General features: G+C 60.9%; 10 protein-coding genes. 8 read left to right on the top strand and 2 right to left on the bottom strand.

All coding sequences use genetic code 11. The features are described 5' to 3' along the window. Positions 1–142: 142 nt before the first annotated feature. Positions 143–11926: a filamentous hemagglutinin N-terminal domain-containing protein gene (locus tag M3I53_RS35605; protein WP_254320465.1), complete on the top strand. Its 11784-nt coding sequence runs from the start codon at positions 143–145 to the stop codon at positions 11924–11926. Positions 11927–12875: 949 nt separating this feature from the next. Here the strand turns inward: M3I53_RS35605 and M3I53_RS35600 are convergent. Both M3I53_RS35600 and M3I53_RS35595 read right to left on the bottom strand, forming a co-directional pair. Next, positions 12876–13661 (bottom strand): HNH endonuclease, encoded by a 786-nt coding sequence (locus M3I53_RS35600; RefSeq protein ID WP_254320464.1) that lies wholly within the window; start codon positions 13659–13661, stop codon positions 12876–12878. A 278-nt stretch (positions 13662–13939) separates the two neighbouring features. Next, positions 13940–14710 carry a hypothetical protein gene (locus M3I53_RS35595; RefSeq protein WP_254320463.1) on the bottom strand — a complete coding sequence of 257 codons (771 nt, stop codon included), beginning with the start codon at positions 14708–14710 and terminating at the stop codon, positions 13940–13942. Between the two features lie 709 nt (positions 14711–15419). Between M3I53_RS35595 and M3I53_RS35590 the strand changes: the two genes are divergently transcribed. From M3I53_RS35590 to M3I53_RS35565, 7 genes are all read left to right on the top strand, one after another. Further along, the gene (locus tag M3I53_RS35590) at positions 15420–15710 is read left to right on the top strand and encodes a tyrosine-type recombinase/integrase (RefSeq protein WP_254320462.1); all 291 of its coding nucleotides are present in this window, start codon (positions 15420–15422) and stop codon (positions 15708–15710) included. 227 nt (positions 15711–15937) lie between these two features. After that, on the top strand, positions 15938–16540 hold the full coding sequence (locus M3I53_RS35585; protein ID WP_254320461.1) for a hypothetical protein: 603 nt from the start codon (positions 15938–15940) through the stop codon (positions 16538–16540). Next, entirely contained in the window at positions 16537–16761 is a 225-nt protein-coding gene (locus M3I53_RS35580; RefSeq protein WP_254320460.1) for a hypothetical protein, read from the top strand. Before M3I53_RS35585 ends, M3I53_RS35580 begins: the two co-directional genes overlap by 4 nt. 11 nt (positions 16762–16772) lie before the next feature. After that, entirely contained in the window at positions 16773–18245 is a 1473-nt protein-coding gene (gene gmtY, locus M3I53_RS35575; RefSeq protein WP_254320459.1) for a gamma-mobile-trio recombinase GmtY, read from the top strand. Between the two features lie 182 nt (positions 18246–18427). Beyond that, positions 18428–19735: a VPA1269 family protein gene (locus tag M3I53_RS35570; protein WP_254320458.1), complete on the top strand. Its 1308-nt coding sequence runs from the start codon at positions 18428–18430 to the stop codon at positions 19733–19735. Beyond that, on the top strand, positions 19732–20175 hold the full coding sequence (locus M3I53_RS38750) for a VPA1269 family protein (protein ID WP_375542630.1): 444 nt from the start codon (positions 19732–19734) through the stop codon (positions 20173–20175). Before M3I53_RS35570 ends, M3I53_RS38750 begins: the two co-directional genes overlap by 4 nt. Positions 20176–20248: 73 nt before the next feature. Continuing rightward, a partial coding sequence (locus M3I53_RS35565) for a transposase (RefSeq protein ID WP_254320478.1) occupies positions 20249–20388 on the top strand: 140 nt, incomplete at its 3' end.

The following is a 20388-nucleotide window of genomic DNA, read 5'->3' as shown; positions in this document are numbered from 1 at the left end:
GCAGAAGTAACCGCAGAAGTAATAGCAGTAGCACCGGCTGCGCGGCGACGTTCATGCTGCCGCCCAGCCTCGAGACCGCCCGTCTGCCGAAGACGGACGGCTCACGATCGCAAAGCAGTCAACAAGAAAGATCGGAACGACCATGTACGCATCGCAACGGGGAACACTGAAGCGGCTCGCATCTGCACGGATGCAGCGCAATGCGCAGCGCGCGCGTCATGACGCGCCAGCATGGCTCATCGTGCACGCGCCGCCACGCTTTCGCTTCTGGCGGCGCGCGGTCGCGCTTCTCGTGGCCGTCGTTTCGTTCCTGGGTCCGATCAGTTTTGCCTTTGAGCAGGGGCGCGATGCGGCGGGCGTGCTCGGCGCTGGCAGCCATCGTCTCGACGACGAAGCGTGGCAGGTCATCAACGATCTCGCCGCACTGCGTGTGCGTTTTGCCATGCAGGCCGCTGAGGCGACGCCGATCGTCGATCCCACTGCACCGATCACGTTCCAGCCGAAGATCACACAATCCACCGGGGCAGGCGGCGGCGTGCCCGTGGTCAACATCACCGCCCCCAACTCGGCCGGCATCTCGCTGAACCAGTTCCAGACGTTCAACATCGATCCCGTTGGTCTGATTCTCAACAACAGCCTCGCGTCGGGCACGTCACTCACGGGCGGCGATGTCGCCGCGAATCCGAACCTGAACGGCCGCACGGCGAGCGTCATCGTCAATCAGGTCACGTCCACGGGCTCGGCGTTCGCGAGTCTGCTCAACGGCCCGCTCGAAGTGTTCGGCGCGCCCGCAACCGTCATCATCGCGAATCCGAACGGCATCACCACGCGCGGTACGGGATTCACCAATACCGTCGGCGTCACGCTTGCTACCGGGACGCCACAATTCCTTTCGGGCATTGGCGGCTCGCAGGTCGGGTTCGACAATGCCCAGGCCATCGGCTACAACGTGACCGGCGGCCATATCCAGATTGAAGGCAACCCGGGCGTCAATGGTCCGGGCGCCGGCATCGAGGGTACGGTCGGCACCATCGACCTCATTGGCGCGACGATCGGCGTGAATGCGCCGCTCTATGCCGGCACGCGTATCAACGCGATTGCTGGCGTTCAGAACGTCGCGCCAACAGCGGTCGATTCGACCGGCACGACCTGGTCCACCAGCGCGAATGGCGCAACGAACACCGCCGCCGCGATCAACGCCGCGAGTGGCGGGGCGAATGGTGGCCTCGCCATCGACGCGACGGCCTACGGCGCGATGACGGCGGGCCAGATCCAGATGATTGGCACGGCGGCGGGCATGGGTGTGCGCACCGATGCGCAGCTTGCCGCGAACACGGGCGACATCACACTTTCCGCGAACGGGGACGTGTCGATGGCGGGCACGGCGGCGCAGCAGAAGGTGAGCGTGCAGTCGGGCGGGAGCGTGACGCTCGCGGGCTCGCATATCGGGATCACGGGTTACTCGATTGCGGCAAACGGCGACGTGACGTCGAGCGGCACGATCCAGACCAATGGCGCCCTCACGGCAACGGCGGGCGGCAACCTCAACGTCGCGAACGCACAGGCCCAGGGCGACATCGTGCTGAACGCAGGCGCGAACGCGACGACGGGCGATATCCAGGCGGGCAGCAATCTCGCGGTGACGGCGCAGGGCCACGACGGCGCGGGCGACGTGACGCTCGGTGGCGCCACGGTCGCGACAGGTGCGACAACGCTCAATGCCGCGCGCGACGTGACGATCAACGGGGCAACCAGCAGCGGGAGCCTGCAGGCGACGGCCCAGCGCAATGTGAACGTCAACGCGGCCACGCAAACGTCCGGCGTTCTCGCGCTGAATGCGACTACCGGAAATCTCATTACGACCGCCAGCGTCAACAGCAACGGCAACCTTGCACTGTCTTCGGGCACGGGGACGACGATCGGTGCGCAGGCTACGGCGCTGGATGCCGTTAATCTCACGGCGGGCTCGGGCGGCATTGCCGTCACGGGGTCACTGGCAAGCGGCACGACGCTGAATGCGACGACGCCAGGTGCGTTCAGCGTGTCGGGATCGCTCCTCGTCGGCACGAACGCGAACGTGAGCGCGGGCAGCATGAGCCTGGACGGCGTGACGATCGTCCAGCAGAACGGTGCGTTCAACGCAGCAGCCGGTATCACGGGCGCGGGATCGGTCGCGTTCGGGCAGAGCGGCGCATTGACGGCAGGCGGGGACGTTACGCTCACGGGCAAGCTGCTCGCGAACGGACTCCAGGTGGGCGCCGGGGGCAATGTTGCGCTCAACGACGTGCAGGCGGGCGGCGCATTCGCGGTCACGGCTGGCACTGGCAACGCGACGTTCAACGGCAACGCCGCCGCCGTTGGCACGACGACCGTGCAGGCCGGTACCGATATCGACGTGAACGGCACGCTCGCGGGCGGTTCGGGCGTGACGCTCTCGGCGCAGCACGACGTGAATGTCGCGGCGGCGGCTACGGTCCAGTCAGTGGGCGATCTCGCCATGAGCGCGGCGAACAATATCGCGGCCAGCGGCACGCTCAACAGCGGCGGCGCGCTCACTGCGCAGGCGGGGCAGGACGTCGCCATGACCGGCGCGACCAGCGCAACAGGCGACACTGTGCTTGCGGCAGGGCGTGATGTGACGCTCGGAGGCACCTTCGCGGGGCAGGGCGGTGCGACGATCACGGCCGGGCGGGATGCCGTGCTGGGCGGCAGCATCGGCATTTCGAAGGACGTATCCGTCAGCGCTGCAAATAACCTGACGACCACCGGTTCGCTTCAGGGCGATCACGTCACGCTTAATGCCGGCAATTCGGCCGCGCTTGCAGATATTCAGGCGAACTCGGCGCTCGCGATCAACGCGCAAGGCAATGCGGGCGGTGGCGACGTGCAGGTCAACGGCACGGTTGCGTCGCTTGGCAATGCGGCGGTGACGGCGGCGGCTTCGGTATCGGTGCCCGGCACGCTCGAAGCTTCGGGCACACTCGGTGTGACCGCAGCCACAGACACGCACGTGAGCGGCACCGTCCAGTCCAACGGCGACCTCACGCTCGCGAATACGGCAGGCTCGCTCCTGAGCACCGGCGTCATCCAGAGCGGTGCGAATCTCAGCGCGAATGCGGGCCAGTCGATCGAACTCGGCAGCGATCCTGGCACGAGCAGCACGGCGTCGCTTGGCGACATGACGCTCATGGCTGCCCAGAACGTGATGATGAACGGGTCGGTCGTCGCCCAGGGCAACGGCACGGTGACGGCCGGCAACGCCATTGGCGGCGCGGGCACGCTCGCGTTCGGGTTGGCGGCGAATCTCGCGTCAGGAGGCGACACGACGCTCACGGGCTCCCTGCGTGGCGCGACCGTGCAGACCACGGCGGGCGGCTCGGGCAGCTTCGCGAATGTTTCAGCGGGCTCGACCATCGCGCTGTTTGCGCAGCACGACGTCAATCTGGGCGGCACGCTCGCGGGTGGCGCAGGTGTCGCGCTGAACGCGGGCAACGACGTGAACGTGACCGGCACGCTGCAATCGGCGGGCGACACGACGCTCGCCGCGCAGACCGGCAGCGTGAACGTGAGCGGCGCGCTCAACAGCAGCGGCGCGCTCGGCATCACGGCGGGCACTGACGCGAACGTGAGCGGCTCAGCGACGGCTGCGCTCGACACGACGATCCAGGCCGCGCGCGACGTCAACGTTGGCGGCTCGGTGAACGGCCAGGGTAATGGCAGCGTGAGCGCGGGGCGCGACATTGGCGGCGCGGGCACGCTCGCATTCGGCCAGAGCGCAATCCTGAGCGCCACGCGCAACATCGTACAGGGCGGTCTCGTGCAGGGCCAGTCCATCCAGGTGACCGCGGGCGCCGACGCGGCGCTGAACAACGTGGAGTCCGCCAGCACGCTGTCGCTGGGTGTCGGGACACTCGGCAGCGGCAGCCTCACCGTGAACGGGGCTGCAGCGTCCGCTGGGGCATTCAGTGCGACGGCGAACGGCGACGTAACGGTGGCGCAAGGCGGCAAGCTTGCTTCGGGCACGACGCTTGGCGTCGCCGCGCTTGGCGGCATCGCGGTGGCCGGTGCGATCGAGGCCAACAGCGACGTCACGCTTAACGCGCAGAACGGCAGTCTCGCAGCCACGGGCGGGATCAACAGTGGCGGCAATCTTGCCATCACCACTGGACTTGATCTCTCGCTGGGCGCGAGCACGAGCGCCACCGGCGACGCGACGCTCAACGCGGGCCGCGACGCCGTGCTCAACGGCACGCTCGTTGCGACCAACGGCACGGTCTCGGCGGGGCGCGATATCTCCGGCGCCGGCACGCAGGCGTTCACGGGCGCGGCGGTCCTCGGCGCACAGGGCAACATTGCGCTGAGCGGCACGCTGCAGGCCAACAGCGTGCAGGCGACGGGTGGCGATAACGCCGCGCTCAACAACGTCTCGTCGGCGACCACACTCGCGATCACGGCGAACGGCACCAGCGGCAACGCGACGACCGGAGATGCCGCGATCACCGGCACCGCGACTTCGCAAGGTGCGATCACGCTCACGGGCGCGCGCGACGTGCTGGTGAGCGGATCGGCCGGCAGCGGCGCGACGCTCACGCTCAATGCACAGCGCAACGCGCAGGTTACGGGCGCGCTCGAATCGGTGGGCGACCTTGACGTCAGTGCGCAAACCGGGAGCGCGACGCTGGGCGGCACGGCAACCACCTCTGGCGCGTTCAACGTGACGGCGGGTCTGGACGCGACGCTCGGCGGCCAGAACGCGGCGGCGGGCAACGTGACGGTCCAGGCCGGGCGCGATGTTGCGCTGACAGGTACGGTGGCCGGGCAGATGGCGGGCACGTTCAACGCGGGACGCGACATGACCGGCGCCGGCTCGGCTGCGTTTGCCAATGCGGCAACGTTGACGGCGGCCAACAACCTTGCCTTGACCGGTTCGCTGCAGGGCGCCTCGGTCAGCGCAACGGGCGGCAACAACGCGGGCCTCGGCAGTGTTCAGGCCGTGAGCGGCAACCTCAGCGTGCTTGCCAATGGCAGTGCGGGCGAGGGCGACGTGACATTTACGGGCCCCGTTACCGCGCTTGGCAACGTGACGTTGCAGGCGGCGCGCGACATTGGCATCGGCGGGGCGCTGAACGCGGGCGGTACGACGAACGCGAGTGCCGCGCGCAATATCAGCGCCGCCGACGTGAATTCAGCGGGCGACCTCACGCTCACCGCCACGAACGGCAGCGCGAGTGCCGGGAACGTGACGACACAGGGCAACCTGAACGCGAGCGCCGGGCAGTCGCTTGCCTTCACCGGACAGACGCAGGCCGGTGGCAACGCAGCACTCACCTCGGGCGGCGACATGACGCTTGCGGGCGGTGTCGCCGCGCAGGGCACCGGCACGCTGCAGGCGGGCGGGACGATCGGTGGCGCGTCCGTGGCGTTTGGCCAGCAAGCCACGCTGAACGCTGGCAATAACATCGCCATCGGCGGCGCGGTGACGACGAACGGCGATCTTGCCGCGACGGCGGGCAACGGCGTAGCGATGGGCTCGGCCACCGCGGGTGGATCAGTCACCGTCAAGGCGAACGGAAATTCCGGGACGGGCGATATCGTCGTGACGAACGGCGTGACCTCCGGCACGGCGACGACGCTGACTGCGGCGCGCGACGTGCAGACGGGCGGCGCGCTCTCGAGCGGCGCGACGCTTGCGGTGACTGCCGGACGCAACGCGAGCATCCGCGGCACCGCTGCGGCAAACGGCGACGTCGATCTCAAAGCCACTTCCGGCAACCTGAGCGTGGCGGGCGGGATCACGACGGGTGGGCATCTGAACGCGAACGCTGGCGCCAGTGCCACGCTGCTGGCAGGCGCGCTCGTGAACGGCGACACGACCGTCTCTGCTGGCAACGGCATGACGCTCAGCGGAGCATTTCTCGGCCTCGGTGCGGGGACATTTACGGCCGGCAGTGCAATTGGCGGCGGTGGCGCGCTCACATTCGTCAATGACATTGGCGTGAGCGCGGGCGGCGCGGTCACGCTTGGCGCCGTACAGACCGCGGGTGCCTTCACGGCGACCTCGGGCGGCGACATGTCGTTCGGCGCGGCGACGGCCGAAGGCAATGTGAGCGCCACTTCGCACAGCGGCAGCATCGCTTTTTCGGGCGCGGTGCAAGGCGGCGAGAACGTGAGCGTGCAGGCTGCGAATGGTGCGACGCTCGCGGGCGGCGTGTCGTCGATGGGCAACGTCAACGTCACGGGCACACAGGGCAACGTGAGTGTGAACGGCGTGTCGTCGAACGGCGATACGACGCTCACGGCCGGGCAGACGCTGACGCTTTCGGGCACCAGCGTGGTCGCGGGCGGCCTCACGCTCACCGGCGGCAACGTCACGATGAGCGGCTCGGCCAGCGCGACGAAGAATCTCGTCGCTACCGCTCAGGGCACGCTCGACGCAAGCCAGGCGTCGCTTGTGACCTCGCAGAACCTGCAACTCACCGGCGCTACGGTCGACATTGGCCAGGCCATTGTCGGCGGTGCCCTCAATGCGCAGGCGTCCAGCCAGCTGAACCTGACGGGCGGTGCGGTCGACGTGGTGGGCGGCGCGACGCTGACCTCGCAGGGCGGCTTCTATAACGCGGGCAGCGTACTGGCGGGCGGTGACCTGAACGTCTCGGGCCAGAACGTCATCAACGCGGCGAACGCCTCGCTGGTGTCGGTGGGCACCACGACCGTGAACGCGTCGAACTTCACGAACGCGGGCCTTGTGAACGGCACGAACACGGTCGTGAACGCGGGCGGTACGCTGAACAACAGCGGCGGGTCGCTGATGGGGCTGAACGCGCTCACCATCAATACGGGGGCGCTCAATAACCAGGGTGGGTTGATTTTTGCGGGCAATCCGCAGACTGGGGGCACCGCAGGCGTAGGCAACCTGTCGCTCACGATCAACGGCGGCAATGGCTCGTTTGGCAACGCGAGCGGAAGCATCCTTGCACAGGCCAATCTGGGTGTCAGCGCGGTCAATATGGCCTTCGATCCCTCACAGGGGACGATCAGTCAGGGTGGCCAGCTCTCGATTACTGCGACGTCCATCAATATCGGCGGCGACTGGAATTACAGTGGCACGGGCGTCACGCTCGACGGCATCAACGGCGTCGTCAACAACGGCAAGATGAGCGGCACCGCGCCGCTCACCATCACAACCAACGGCACGTTCACGAACAACAATCAGGTGAGCGGCAATGACGTGACGATCAACGGCACGCTTGCCAACGCGGCGAATGCGCTCGTGCATGCGGGCGATGTGCTGACGCTCAATGGCAATGTGACCAATCGCGGGACGATCGAGGCGGGCACGGCGATCGATGCCACAGGAGGGAATTACGATAACGCTGGAGCGACGACGCAGTCGCAGGGCAACATCACGTTCAATCTGGGCGGGACGCTCCAGAATACGGGTGGATCGATATTTGCCGGCAATAACATCAATATCAATGCTGCGGCGGTAGTGAACGACCAGACCGCGCCAACGGGGACTACGTCGTCGACGACCACCGTGGTCAATCCATCGGTCCTGTGGACGGGCAGTGTAGGCACGGAAACCGACTCTGCGATGGTAGTCGGCAGCCTGGGGGATAGCTTCAACTACTACACCTACACGATCAACGCCACACTCGGCGATCTGCTCTCGCCGACTGGATCACAAACGGACATCAACTACTACCCATATGGTGGTGGGTTCACTGCGGGCACGCCAGTCGCAGGATCGGGGTCCGTCACATTCTATGAGTCCGGGACGAACGGTGTCGGGGGTGGGATCTGGTCGCTCACGCCGGATCCAGATTCCCCGCCTGTCGCGACCGCAACGATTCAGCTGCCGACGTTGTATCAGACGACGACGACCCAACAGTCCGGCACGTCTGGCGTTATTTCTGCCGGAAATTCGATTTCGCTCCAGGCCGGTTCATTGTCCAATCAGGGCGGCGAGATTGCCGCGCAGGGCAATGTCACGCTCAACATCCAGTCATTGAGTAATGGTGCGGTCGCGCCCACGGTAGGATCACAGACAACGATTGCCGCCGATCCGGGGCAGTATTCGGCTTTTCTCGCACAGCTTGCGGCATTGGGCACGATTGAAGGGCCACCGCCCGCCCAGATCCCCAGTGGTGAGAACGGTGAATCGGATACCTATGTATTCAAAATAAACACCGCAGCGGCGGCGCCGTCATCCACAAGCGCGGTGAGCAATTCGTCGTCAACAGGCACGATCCTGGCAGGTAACAACCTGACGGTGGGTGGCAGCAATCTGGTCAACGCTGGACTGATGTATGCCGGCAACGACGTCACGATCTCATCGGGCACTTTGAGCAATCAGGGTGGAAATTCGCAAAATTATTCGTCATCGGTTGGGTGCGCGTCGGGGGTGCCGAACTCCGCATGCGGTAATGGTGGCGCCACACGCGGTAACAATCCGAACACGACGACGTTCAGCTATACGCAGAACGATGCATCGATCTACGCAGGCCATGACCTGGTGATCGCCGCTGGTCAGATCAACAATACTGACGGCAACCTCCTCGCCGGTCACGATATCGTGATTGGTGGCGTGGGCACTACCGCGAATTCGACGACGCCCGCTCAGAGCCTGAACAACACATCGGGCAACATCGTCGCCGGGAACAACATAACGCTGAATGTATCGGGCGCAATCACCAACACGTTGCCACCGCCCGTTCAGGTGCACCAAAACTATGGCACGAAGGAGGAGTACGCGGGCTGCATGACCGCAGGCGGCTACAAGGAGAGCTACTGCGAAGCGTACGTCGATCAGCAGTCGGGAAGTTCTTCGGTCATCAGCGCGGGCAACAACCTGCAGATCAGCGCGGGCAGCCTCACCAATATCGGCAGCCTGATCTCGGCAGGCACGAGCGCGACCATCAATGTCGCGGGCCCGGTCGTCAACGAAGCGCAGACGCTCAATGCCTACTGGCACTCGGAATGGGTCCAGGAAACCGGCATGTTCAGCAGCGACAAGCGCCATAACGTCTGGGCGTGCGGCTCGGCGGCGGAGTGTACTGCGCTGTACGGCAGTGCCTATACGAGCGTTGGCGGCGCAATCGATCCGCCCACCCCCGTAGGTAATATCGCCGCCACCATTCAGGCGCCGAATCTCTCGATCTCCTCTGGAGGTCAGATCCAGAACGTGGGCAACGTGCTGGGTACTAGCGTGTCGCTCAGTGGACAGAAACTCATCAACGGCATCACGACCGCTAACACCTACACGCCAACCGTCAACGCCCCTTCGCAGGTCATCTCTCTCAGCCCGAAGACGCTTCCAGGACTCAACCTTTCGACGCCGCGCTCCGTGGGAGCGCCGCTGCCAACTGCTGTGGCGGGTACGGCGTCGTATGTCGACGGGGTACTCGGCTCGCAGACGTCGCTGCTTGGGCCGCAGCAGTTGATCAACGCGCTGCCGGCTTCGTTGCAGCCCTCATCAACGCTCTTCTATTACAACCCGCAGGAAGAAGACCTCATGTTGCAGCAGGCGGCGCTGCAGCAGACGGGGCAGGCGAGCTTCGTGAGCGGGCTTTCGTATGACAGCACGAACAATCTCTCGGTGACGGAGCAGGAAAAAGCGATCCTGTACCAGAACGCACTCACCTACGCCCAGCAGAACAACCTGCAACTGGGTACGGCGCTTACACAAACGCAGATCAATGCGCTCACGCAGCCGATGCTCTGGTACGTCGAGCAGACCGTGCCCGATCCGCAGTGCCAGGCAACGGGAACGGCAACCTGTCCGACCATCACGGCGCTGATGCCGCAGGTCTATCTGCCGGAGAACCAGAGCGCGCTTTCGGCGGGTGGCAACATTGAGGCGAGCAAGAATCTCACGCTCGATTTTGGCAGCGCTGCCACTGGCGGCAGCATTACGAATACGGGCAGCATCACCTCGGGCGGCACGCTCACGGTGAGCACCGGTACGCTGACCAACGAGGCCAATCAGGTCAACGTCGGGCAGATCTGGAATTCGGTGAAGGGCGGCTACACCGACACGACGGGCACCGAGGTTCAGCCGGGCGGCTTCATGAGCGCAGCAGACATGAGCCTGAACGTCGCAACGCTGAACCAGATTGGGGGTGCGTTGCAGCAGCTCAACGCGGATGGCACCGTCGATCAGGCGGGCACGCAACAGTTGCTTGCGCAGTTGCAGCAGCAACTGGGCGGCGACTTCACGCAGCAGGCACTGAGCGACAACCTGCATACGGATTTCGTCAAGCAGGGTGGAGGTTTGCCGACCTTCGTCGTTGCTGCCATTGCGATTGCCGCATCGATCATAACGGCCGGTGCTGCTGCGGCGGCGATGGGCGTCGCGCTGGCTGACATGACACTTGCCGAGTCGATTGCGGTGGGTGCGCTCTCGGGGATGGCGGGCAGTGCCGCGAGCCAGCTCGCGTCGGGCAATGGCTTCAGTTTTGCAGCACTTTTCGAGGCTGGCGCCATCGGCGCGCTCACCGCTGGCCTGACGAACGGCATCACATTTAACAGTGGAACAGGGTCGATCGGCTTCTCTGGATGGAATCAGCCGCTGAATGCCTTGCCCACTGGCACGAGCACGCTTGGCCAGCTCGCGGGTATCGCCAACGTGGGCAACGCAGCGACGGGGGCGGTGCCGCAGGCAACTGCGACGGCGGCCGCGTTGCCAACTGAGATCGCGGCGCTGGGCGCGACTGCGACAATCAACGCTGGTGTTGAGACTGCCATCGAGGGAGGCAGTTTTCTCGACAATCTGCGCAATGCGGCTGTGAGCGACGGAGCTGCAGTAGGCGCCTATGCGATCGGCAACCTAGCGCCTTCGTTGACGTCGCAACTCGGAGACGTCGGCGGGGAGGTTGCCTATCTCGCCGCGCACGCTGCGCTCGGTTGCGTCGCGAGCGCAGTTGACGGGACGGGATGTGCGGGCGGGGCGATTGGGGGCGCGGCCAGTGCGGCGTTTTCACCAGACCTCCTGAAAGCGATCGACCCTACTGGCGCCGCGCTCGATTCGGGGCAGCAGGCGGCACTGGCTGCCTTTGCGACGATGACCGGCGGCAGCTTCGCGGCACTGGCGGGTCAGAATGCGATGGCGGGTGCTACCGCTGCGCAGAACGAGGCTCTGAATAATGATGCGGGTAGTCAGGCGCATACAGCCAACGCTGTGAAGAACGGTGGGGTTGGTGGGGCGGCACTCACGGTGCTTTATTCGCTCATGCCGTGGTTGCCGGGTAACCCTGCGACGCAGGTTGTGGGGCAACTGGCGAGTTCGACCTTCCAGGGGCTTGTATCCCAGATCCAATCCAACAACGGACGGACGCCGCCGTCTGATCCGAACCCGCTGCTCCAGGCGAACGATGGTAATCCGCCGAACACCGGCGCGTCGCCGGTGACGCCTGCGATGCCATTGTGCGATCCACCGGTTTGTACAACAGTGCCAGGCTCGCCTGGCGCGGCGGGTAATACGCTTTTGTCTAGCGGTGGCGGAAGCGGGAGTGGCAGCGACTCATCGAATGCGTCGTCGACCGGACCACAAAATCTTGGAAACAATGTCCAACTCTACCCAGACGGGAGTCTGAGAACACCCGACGGGAAGTTTGCTAGCGTTTCAGGAAGCCCGCCTCCGGGAACCACGGCCGCGTCAGAGTTTGCAGATTTCTTGAGTAGCAATGGGGTCAACGTCGTCGGCCAGGAAGTGGTCGTTAATGGTCCGCTAGGCCCGCGACGGTACGATATAGTTACTCAGGATGCGAATGGCAATTTGCATGGCATCGAGGTGAAAAGTGGTGGAGCGACGCCGAATACATATCAACAGTTTACGGATCAATTCGTGAATCAGTTCGGAGCTACCGCCACCGGTCGATTCGCCGGAAAGAGTGTGGCTGGTGCCACAACTGTTTATGTTCCGTAATAGGTGTGATGAGATGCTTCTTCAAATGGAAGGGAAAGCTGAAATACGAGGGCCGAGCGAGTCTCAGATTCGGCGGGCGATCAAGTCGCTGCGGAGTTACGGCCCCTCTTCGTATGCGTCGCTGACGACCGCTGATGGCACTTACGTGCAGGTGGCCGGAGGCGGCGTCACGTGTATGGTTGAGCGATACGATGCGGCTAGTCAGAAGCGTCTTCGTGCGTTTCATGACAAGCCAAGTCCTGTTTACCCCGACGGCACCATTCTGTCGTTTCGTGCTGGAAAACTTCCAATGCGATCTGATGAGTGGTTTATGTCCGCGCAAGTCGCGGACATATTTGTGGCGTTCTTGAAGGGAGGTGAATTTCCACAGTACGTTAGCTGGCGAGATGCCCCAGGATTTTAGGGAGTGCTTGCTCGGCGGTGGCCACGTTCCCCGCGTATCGTGGGCGCAATGGAACGTTCGAGTACGAGATGCCGTCTGTCGGCGACGGCGATTCGCACCTATGCTGGTGGATTTAACTCGACGCGCCTACGGATGCGGGAACGCGGTCGGGGCGACCGGATGAGGACGCAACTGTTGGGAAACAGTGCAAATGGCACTTGGTGTCGTAACTATTCCTGTTATGCCAAAACATAGTGAGACTACTTTGGGTTCTGGCACACGTACTCCGGTGCCAAGCCCTCTTGTCGGCAGATGCGGCGGACGGAGACGCTACATCCTGCTGCCTTCCGACCTAATGTGGAGGCTATGTCAGTTTGCAGAATAGGAACGGCCATTTGCGCGGTCGCTCGACTGGCAAGTGATCGGACTTAGCTGATATTCAAGGGGGTAAGTTCATCGTCTGCAGCCCGGCGGATAGCTGACCTCGGGAGCGTCGCGCAGCAGGACTGCAGCTGCCTGCCGTCGATCATCGTCAAATTATTTCGCCCGCAGAAATCTTGTGATTCCTCAAGTCCGGATGCTTATGCGTAGTTCTTCGATTGGAACCGCGGGACGCCGTTGATGCACCATCGCATGGCAATTTGGGCACAAAGGTACCAGATCCTCGATGGGGTCGACCACGTACTCGCCGTCTCGCGACGACAGTTCGATCCTATGATGCACGTGAATGAAACCGGCCCCAAGCTTCCCATAAGTCTTTTCGAAATCGAATGCGCAAACGAAGCATTTGCAGCCATAGTGCTCGATACACTTCTGACGTGCCCAGGGGTTTCGCTCGAATGCCGTGGATGTCACAGAAAACCGTGCGCCTTCACGATAAATGGCTGACTCGGCTTCCAGAGTTTTGTTGCAAGCAGCAAGCGTCCATCGAACATTCTGACCTTCGGCAACGGAAGTTTCGGATTTATTCCATAGGATGTCAGGATCGATCGATGTTAAGCATGCTGCTCGCTGATGAGCATACCCCAAGATCTGCCCGACATCAGGCTCGTAGGTATAGGGGCCGACGACCTCAAAGACTGAATTTCTCGCACCTTTCGCGCTGAGAATAACTAGGTCGCCAATCTGCATTTCATGAAATAGATTCCACAGGCTTGGTCCACCCAAGTGCGCATTCTGTAAATTTGGATACGATAATCTGATCAGATCTGAAATATCAGACGGCCGAGATATCTCCAATCTTGACAAATCCTTCACCAAAGACCAGCCAACAGCTATTCGATGTCGTCCCTTCATCGCATCTATCGCAGCGACTGGATCTTCGTGATGTGCAATCAAGCGCCAGATATTCATTCCACTACTCCGTTTTCTACGAAACTGTCCTGACCGAAATCCCACTTCTCGCTAGACCGCTTTCCTCAGCTGCAGCGCGTCTCGATGCCATCAACCAGTGCCCCAATTCGTGAACAACAACCGGATAGAGCAACGTTCTCAATGTCGTAATGATGGGGCCCTGTTTAAGCCATCTTTTAGGTGCACATTCATAAAATGAGGATTTACATTTAATTTTATGGGGCTCATGCACGTGATTTTTTAATTTAATTGTAGAGACTACCAATATTTATTGAGTGTCATCTGATTACGATTTGGCCAAGATTGACTGGAATAATAGCCCCATACTCTCGTTCGAGGCAACCCAACTGGACTCCGACCCGAGTGCGCATGACCTGCAAATAGGCTTCCCAAGCGACGGCATTCAGCGACGTTTCATTCATATATTCGCGGCAAGCATCATAAATAGATTTTCCGATGTCTTTTAATCGAACATCTTCCACGATGTCTCGTTTTTTTCGGCTGATTTTCTTCCGTGCAATATCAACGGATGCAATCGCGAGGTCGGGGCTCTCATATATGCTATGTTGAAAAAATACGCCATGCTCATCTATAACGTCGACGAGACCCTGAGCAACCGTTGCATTGATGGTTGCGCGTTGAAATAAGGGTAGAGGGCTTTTGTGATTTTTCAGGATCACAGATATTCTTTCTTCGTGATTATTTTTCCACTGCTCCAAATCTGTTGTTGAATAATCAATTCCCTTATTTTTGTCAATTTCAGTATGGCAGCTGGCACACAACCAAATAGCATTTTCAATTGCGTTGAGTACGGCATCGCCGAGGTCCCGGTGGCGTGCTGATGTTGGCTTCTCACCGATAATGTGTGCCGCTTCACCGATTTTAACTTTTAGACTTGAATTGGCGAGTGACGGACCTGCTGTAAGTCGTAAGCAGCTTGGGTTGGAGCAAACGTGGGCAGCACGATATGCAACCAAATCTTTGATTTCTTCTTTGAAGGGCATAGTAGGAAAGAATAGATGCGACAGTGCGAAATTTTTGTGTTTCAAATTGTAACATTAATCTGTTTCAGACAGGCGCATCACTGTTGCTTTTCCAATATTACATAGAAGAGTTTCGGGCCCGATAAGCCGGGGCATAGTAGCGACCCATCAGCTTCGCGCTTAGATGCCCTGCCCTCCCGCAATGTGGCTAATCGCCCACGGCCCCGTTTGGCGCGCAAAGCTGGGCTTCGACAGAGTCACTGAATAACGCTGGATCTTTAGAACGCTGCTGGAGACTTCAACACGAGTGCCAAGTGCAGGAGTAGTTCGACCGTGCGAAGCGCTGCCGTGATCTGTGGCGAACACGCCAACGTTCGGAAAGGCTACCGCCATTGTTAATTCCCTGAGGTGGGTGCCGGTGGTGTCTCGAGGCGAATCACTCGATCGACAGTTGCAGTGCAGGCCGCGCGAATGTCAGCGAAGCGACCAACGGCAGCCGCATGCTGTTCGACCTGCGACTGTCGGCTTCGGCCGATGAACGGCCCGACGCGATCACGACACGAAGGTCCGTTCTGGGAGCGCTGCGACCGCGTGAATGGCCGGTTAAGCCCGAAGGCGAACGTCAGAAGTGACTTTGCCCGACCCGATTGCAGCTTGCACGGCTGGCGCCTTCATGACGTAATGGCGTCTCGCCCGCGGAGACTGGACGCGGCGCCGTGCCAGCGTCCGGTTCCGCTCGCGGGCCCTCGATCCCACGTATGGATCAAAGTGCAGAGTGAACGTCGGAGGCGAGGTAATTGAGTATCTCGCTGCGGACAGCTTGCAGAACTACATCACGAGCCTGTATCGAGCGGCAGGTCTTGCTGAGGGATATAGCAGCCACAGCGGCCGAAGAACGTTTGCTAGTCGCCTCGTAGCGCAAGGGCACTCGCTCGAAACTGTGCAGATCCTCCTGGGCCATTCGCATCTTTATGTTAGTGAGGGAAACATAATATTTGTTGCCTGTGGTCACGAATTCAGTGCGGAAAGCTCCTTTTTTCACTCTAAAATACCGACGCTATGCTAGCGCATAATGTAATATTTTTTTCTGTTGAGAGGGACGCCGTTTATCGCGTTAGGGATGGCAGCGTCGGTCTGACTTCGTAGTCGGTCTGACTTCGTAAACTGTTGAGGCCGAAACGGCTGGAGTGTGGGACAACGGATGTTTGTTGTCTAGGTGGTGCAAAGTGATCTACACGGTTTGTCCGCGCGGAGGCGTTGACTGCGGCAGCCACATCGTAGAAAGGGGAATCGATGGCCTATCAGATTGATGCGCCAAGCACGCGTGACCGAGTCGTTTCGTTCCTCAACGAAATTGGGATCGACTCGCGGTATGAGGTTGGTGCAACGGGTTTCGTGGAGGGCTGCAGAATTGATCGGGGAGCGCTTGCAATCGATCCGAACTGCCGGGTGTCGAGCCTGTTGCATGAAGCAGGTCATCTCGCCATTACGCCGAGTTGTTTTCGGATATTGATGGATGGGAACCTGTATGCCGGTCAGCGAGAGATGCTGGAGATTGTTGAAAGGGTCACGGCACATCCCGACGAACCGCTTTATCGGGCTGCCATCCAGTGCTCAGACCCAGAGGCAACGGCGTGGGCCTGGTCTGCGGGTGTCGCACTTGGCTTGCCGGACGTCGAAATTATCCGGGATGACGAGTACGAGAACGACGGCGCTGGGATCAGATTGTCGTTACAGGTCCGGATGTATGCCGGCATCCACGGACTTGCGCACGCAGGATTCTGCGCAATTCGAACGCGTGATGGAGTCGAGGCATGGCCAAAACTGAATTTCTGGACGCAGGAATTCGATATGCCCACGCTTATTGAGACGACTCAAACAGGAAATTTGCGATGACCGCGATTCTTACCGATGCTGAGCGAACAGCAATCCGTCGCCTTGCTGCTGGTGACAAAGCCATGTTGGACGACGCACGCGCTGCGTTCGATCGCGCTGCCCCGGTGCATGGGCCGCACGCTTGCGTCGAACTCCAATTCATGTCCGAAATGCTTGCCCCGGTGCCCGACCTGCTGCTGCGTGCGCAGTACCGAGCAGTAGTGTTGAAGCAAGATGCTTAACTGAGGAGAGCATGACGCTGAGGCGAGAAGTCGCGCGTTACCATACAGTCGTGCACACGCTCGTGCGTCGCACCGGGCGATCAGATATCCGGATCTACGTCCTGTATGTACTCACCGGCGAGGGTGGCGCGCCTCAAGCGATGCAGCAGCTCGTCGAGTACGTCATCGAACATGGCCGAACGCGTTCCTTGGCGTGGCAGCGGGATCTGGCCCGTGCGGTGGGGCTTCTGGTTGACTTCCTGCACGCGAATGTGGCGCTCTTTCGTAGCGACCCAAACCGCCCCCAGGTGTTGGCTGCATTTGGCGATGCGCTTGTGAGTGGCACGATTGATTTGGGCGGATCCGACCCGTCAGGCCTGTATTGGGAGCCGAAATCCGTTTCTCGCGCCAAGGTGATCTTGAACGCCGTCACGGCGTTCTCCGATTGGTTGGTGAACCGCTACGACACGACTGCTCTGAATCCATGGCGGTCGGCGGCGGTTGCGGAGCAAATTGCGTATTGGCGACGCTTCGAGAAGCGCGGCACACATGCATTGTTGAGCCATACCATGAACCGCAGCGATCATGTGGGCGCAGCGAAGCGCGTGAGGACCGTGCAAATTTTGCGGAAAACTGCGGTTGCGCATGGCTCGCCGCCCAAAACATTTCCGGGCACGGCCATGGTGGATCTGATCACCAAGGGCTTCGCGCTGCCCGGAAAGGACCTGGCACTACCTTGGTATGAGCGGATCAATGTCCGCGACGCGATGATCACAATCTTGCTGCACGGTGGTGGCCTGCGCCAATCCGAACCGTTTCATCTCTACGTGACCGACGTCGCAGTTGACCCTCTCGCTCCAAACAGGGCTATGGTGCGATTATTTCATCCTGAGCAGGGAGTTGCGCCGCCCGATTTTCTCGATCCGATGACAAAGAAGAGGCTTCACGGCGATCGCGAGATCTACTTACGGACGAAGTGGCAGCTGGAACCTCGCACGCTATTGCACGGCCGATTCCATGCCGGCTGGAAGGACCTGCAGCTGACCGATCAGTCAGAAAAATATGCGCTGGTCCACTGGTTTCCCGGATTCTGGGGTGAAGTCTTCCTGTTCCTGTTTCGCATCTACATTACCCAGAATCGATCACGCCGATACGCGCATCCGTATCTGTTCGTCAGTCACAAGGACACGGTCGCTGGCGATCCCTACACCATTGACTCGTTCCGTCAGGCGCACGCAAAAGCTGTTCGACGCATCGGATTCGCCGTCGGCAAAGATTTGGGCACCACGCCGCACGGGCATCGACATGCCTACGGACAAAGCCTGGTCAGTGCGGGTATCGATCAGAAAGTTGTTCAATACGCGCTGCATCACAAGGCGATTGAGTCACAGGCCCCGTACACCGTGCCTGCGCCAGGCGCTATCGACAGCGTCCTCGGGGTCGCTGAATCAAGGCTGCGGCAGTCCGTTTCGTGGAACCACGAAGCGTTTGGAGAGAACGATTGATAACGCTGGGGGCGCGATATTGTCAAACCGAGGAGTTTGAGGTCGGCGAGTCTCCTATCACTGGACGACACCTGAGGGTGAACCGATCCACGGACAAGCTCCTTGTCGACCCTAAAAGGGTATTCGCCGCCACCGCGATAGCAGCGGAATGGATTGAAGCTGTCCGTTCGGCCGAGGGGGTTATGAAGCATCCCACAAGGGCCGTTTCTGCCGCAATCCGCGCCTTCGCTAGCATCGAGTCGCCACACGACTTTGCTCGGAAAATCGACACCCTGATGGATGCTGGTCGCGAGTGCGAGAAGTCACCAGGGCAGAAGAATCACATCTATGGCTGGTTGCTGCGTCTCTGGGCTAGCGGCATCGTCGCGATTCCTCGCGACTTCCCTTTCGCGACGAAAACCTCGATTTTTCCCAATGCGTTCATGATGCGCGGGTTCCCTTGGTTGACGGAACTCCAGGAAGCTTACGGCGGCGCCAACCGCGCGAGAGTCGTTACGACAGTGTTTCGAATTGCCGGGCGCACTCTCGGTGTGACGGAGCCAGGCGATATCGTTCCGGAAACTGTCGCACTTTTGCCTCCAGTCGATGAAAATAGGCTGCTCTCGTTTATGGTGCCTCCGCTGCTGCTCGTACAACGTGACCATTACGGTCCAAGAGCCACGTACAACCGAAGTTCGTGGGGTCTTGGGCGTGTCAAGCGCAAGGTGGGCGTAGATCGGACGTTTGCGTGGGCGACCGAAAACGACTCGACGCTTTCCGATTGGCAGCACTCTATGTCGCAGTGGTTAAGCGATCAGCGTCAGGGGCTTGCTTTGCGCACGTACATGGCCGAGCGGGCACTTCAGTATCTGATCGACAACCCTAAACTTCCGCGAACGGTCGCGGCGTATTGTGACCGTGTTGCCAGCATCGAGCCGACGTGGTCCGAGTGGGCCGACGCGAGGGGGTGGGCAGACAGCAGCCGACGAAACTACACGAACTATTTTGCCGATTTCTTTGATTGGTATCTAGCCACTGCGCTGACTAGTGAGGATGATTTCGGGAGACCCGTCGCCAGCCCCAATCACTGCAACCCGATTACCCGGCTCGCTGTACGCGCAAGACAGGCCGAAACGCACCGAGAGGCGTTGCCGCTGCGCTATCTGAACGAGATAGTGCGGATTGTCACCGAGAACGACTACGCATGGCCCAAGAAGCTGCGGGGCGACTACTTCATGTGGAAGAATCCCGTCACCGGAGAATTCTCGAAGCAGTGGAATCCCGTCAGGGCATACGCCATCCTTGTCAAGCTAATGCTGCCATTGCGAACCTATCAGGTTCGAATGCTTGATTCCGGCGAAGCGGATACCGAACAATTTGATGGGAGGAAGTGGCTGCCAAGTACCGGCCGACTTGCCCCGAAAAAGGCGCGTAGGAGGCAGACCCGACGCGGCTTCCTGAGAAAGTTCGGTGATGCGGTTACGGGGCGTGAGTTCACGGGTTTTTTGTGAACACGAATAAGACGGCTGATTCAGGCAAGGATCAGAGCGATCGCGGATATGAAATCCCATGGCAGCATGACGAGGTCATAAGGATCGCCCGAGAGCTGCGAGAGTGGCAGGAAACGTTCAACCCCCTAACGGCTCCGTTGCCATGGCAGGCTATTCACGACAGGACGGTCCTGCGTTCATACACCACGGAGATGCTGCGACTGCGTGAACCAGCGTGCTTCCTCTTCCGGGATCCCTGCGCGGTTCACCAGTACGAGCCGGTCCTAGACTCGCGTCTTCAAGTCTTCTGGGCGTTGCTGCTCCAGGAGCTTGAGACTCGCGTTCTCGCGCGTGGCGAGCGGTTGGCAAACGGCGAAGCGATCCGATTCGTGACGCCACAGTCTGGTGGAAATTGCCGGGCAAACGTAAGCGGCTTGGCAACCCATCTTGAGGATCGGTAAGGCTCTTGGGAGTATCGTGTCCACCTAACGAATGAACTGAACCCCGAAGGTTGGACATCAACCCGAGGGGTTCATGGGAAAATATACGGAGCAAGCCAAGCTGGCCGCGGTCAGGGACTACTGTTCTGGCGAGGCTGGTCTGAAGACTATCGCTCAGCGGCACAACGTCGACGTTTCATCGCTGCGCCAATGGATCGCTGGCTATCGAGCTCA

It is taken from the genome of Paraburkholderia sp. CNPSo 3272, from assembly GCF_024206495.1.
GTDB lineage: Bacteria > Pseudomonadota > Gammaproteobacteria > Burkholderiales > Burkholderiaceae > Paraburkholderia.
The sequence above is the reverse complement of the archived record's forward strand: the minus strand, read 5'-3'. Positions and strand labels throughout refer to the sequence as shown.

Bases quoted from the DNA above. Each gene is read 5' to 3' on its own strand.
- M3I53_RS35605 (WP_254320465.1), top strand. From the start codon at position 143: ATGTACGCATCGCAACGGGGAACACTGAAGCGGCTCGCATCTGCACGG.
- M3I53_RS35600 (WP_254320464.1), bottom strand. From the start codon at position 13,661: ATGAATATCTGGCGCTTGATTGCACATCACGAAGATCCAGTCGCTGCG.
- M3I53_RS35585 (WP_254320461.1), top strand. From the start codon at position 15,938: ATGGCCTATCAGATTGATGCGCCAAGCACGCGTGACCGAGTCGTTTCG.
- M3I53_RS35580 (WP_254320460.1), top strand. From the start codon at position 16,537: ATGACCGCGATTCTTACCGATGCTGAGCGAACAGCAATCCGTCGCCTT.
- gmtY (WP_254320459.1), top strand. From the start codon at position 16,773: ATGACGCTGAGGCGAGAAGTCGCGCGTTACCATACAGTCGTGCACACG.
- M3I53_RS35570 (WP_254320458.1), top strand. From the start codon at position 18,428: ATGAAGCATCCCACAAGGGCCGTTTCTGCCGCAATCCGCGCCTTCGCT.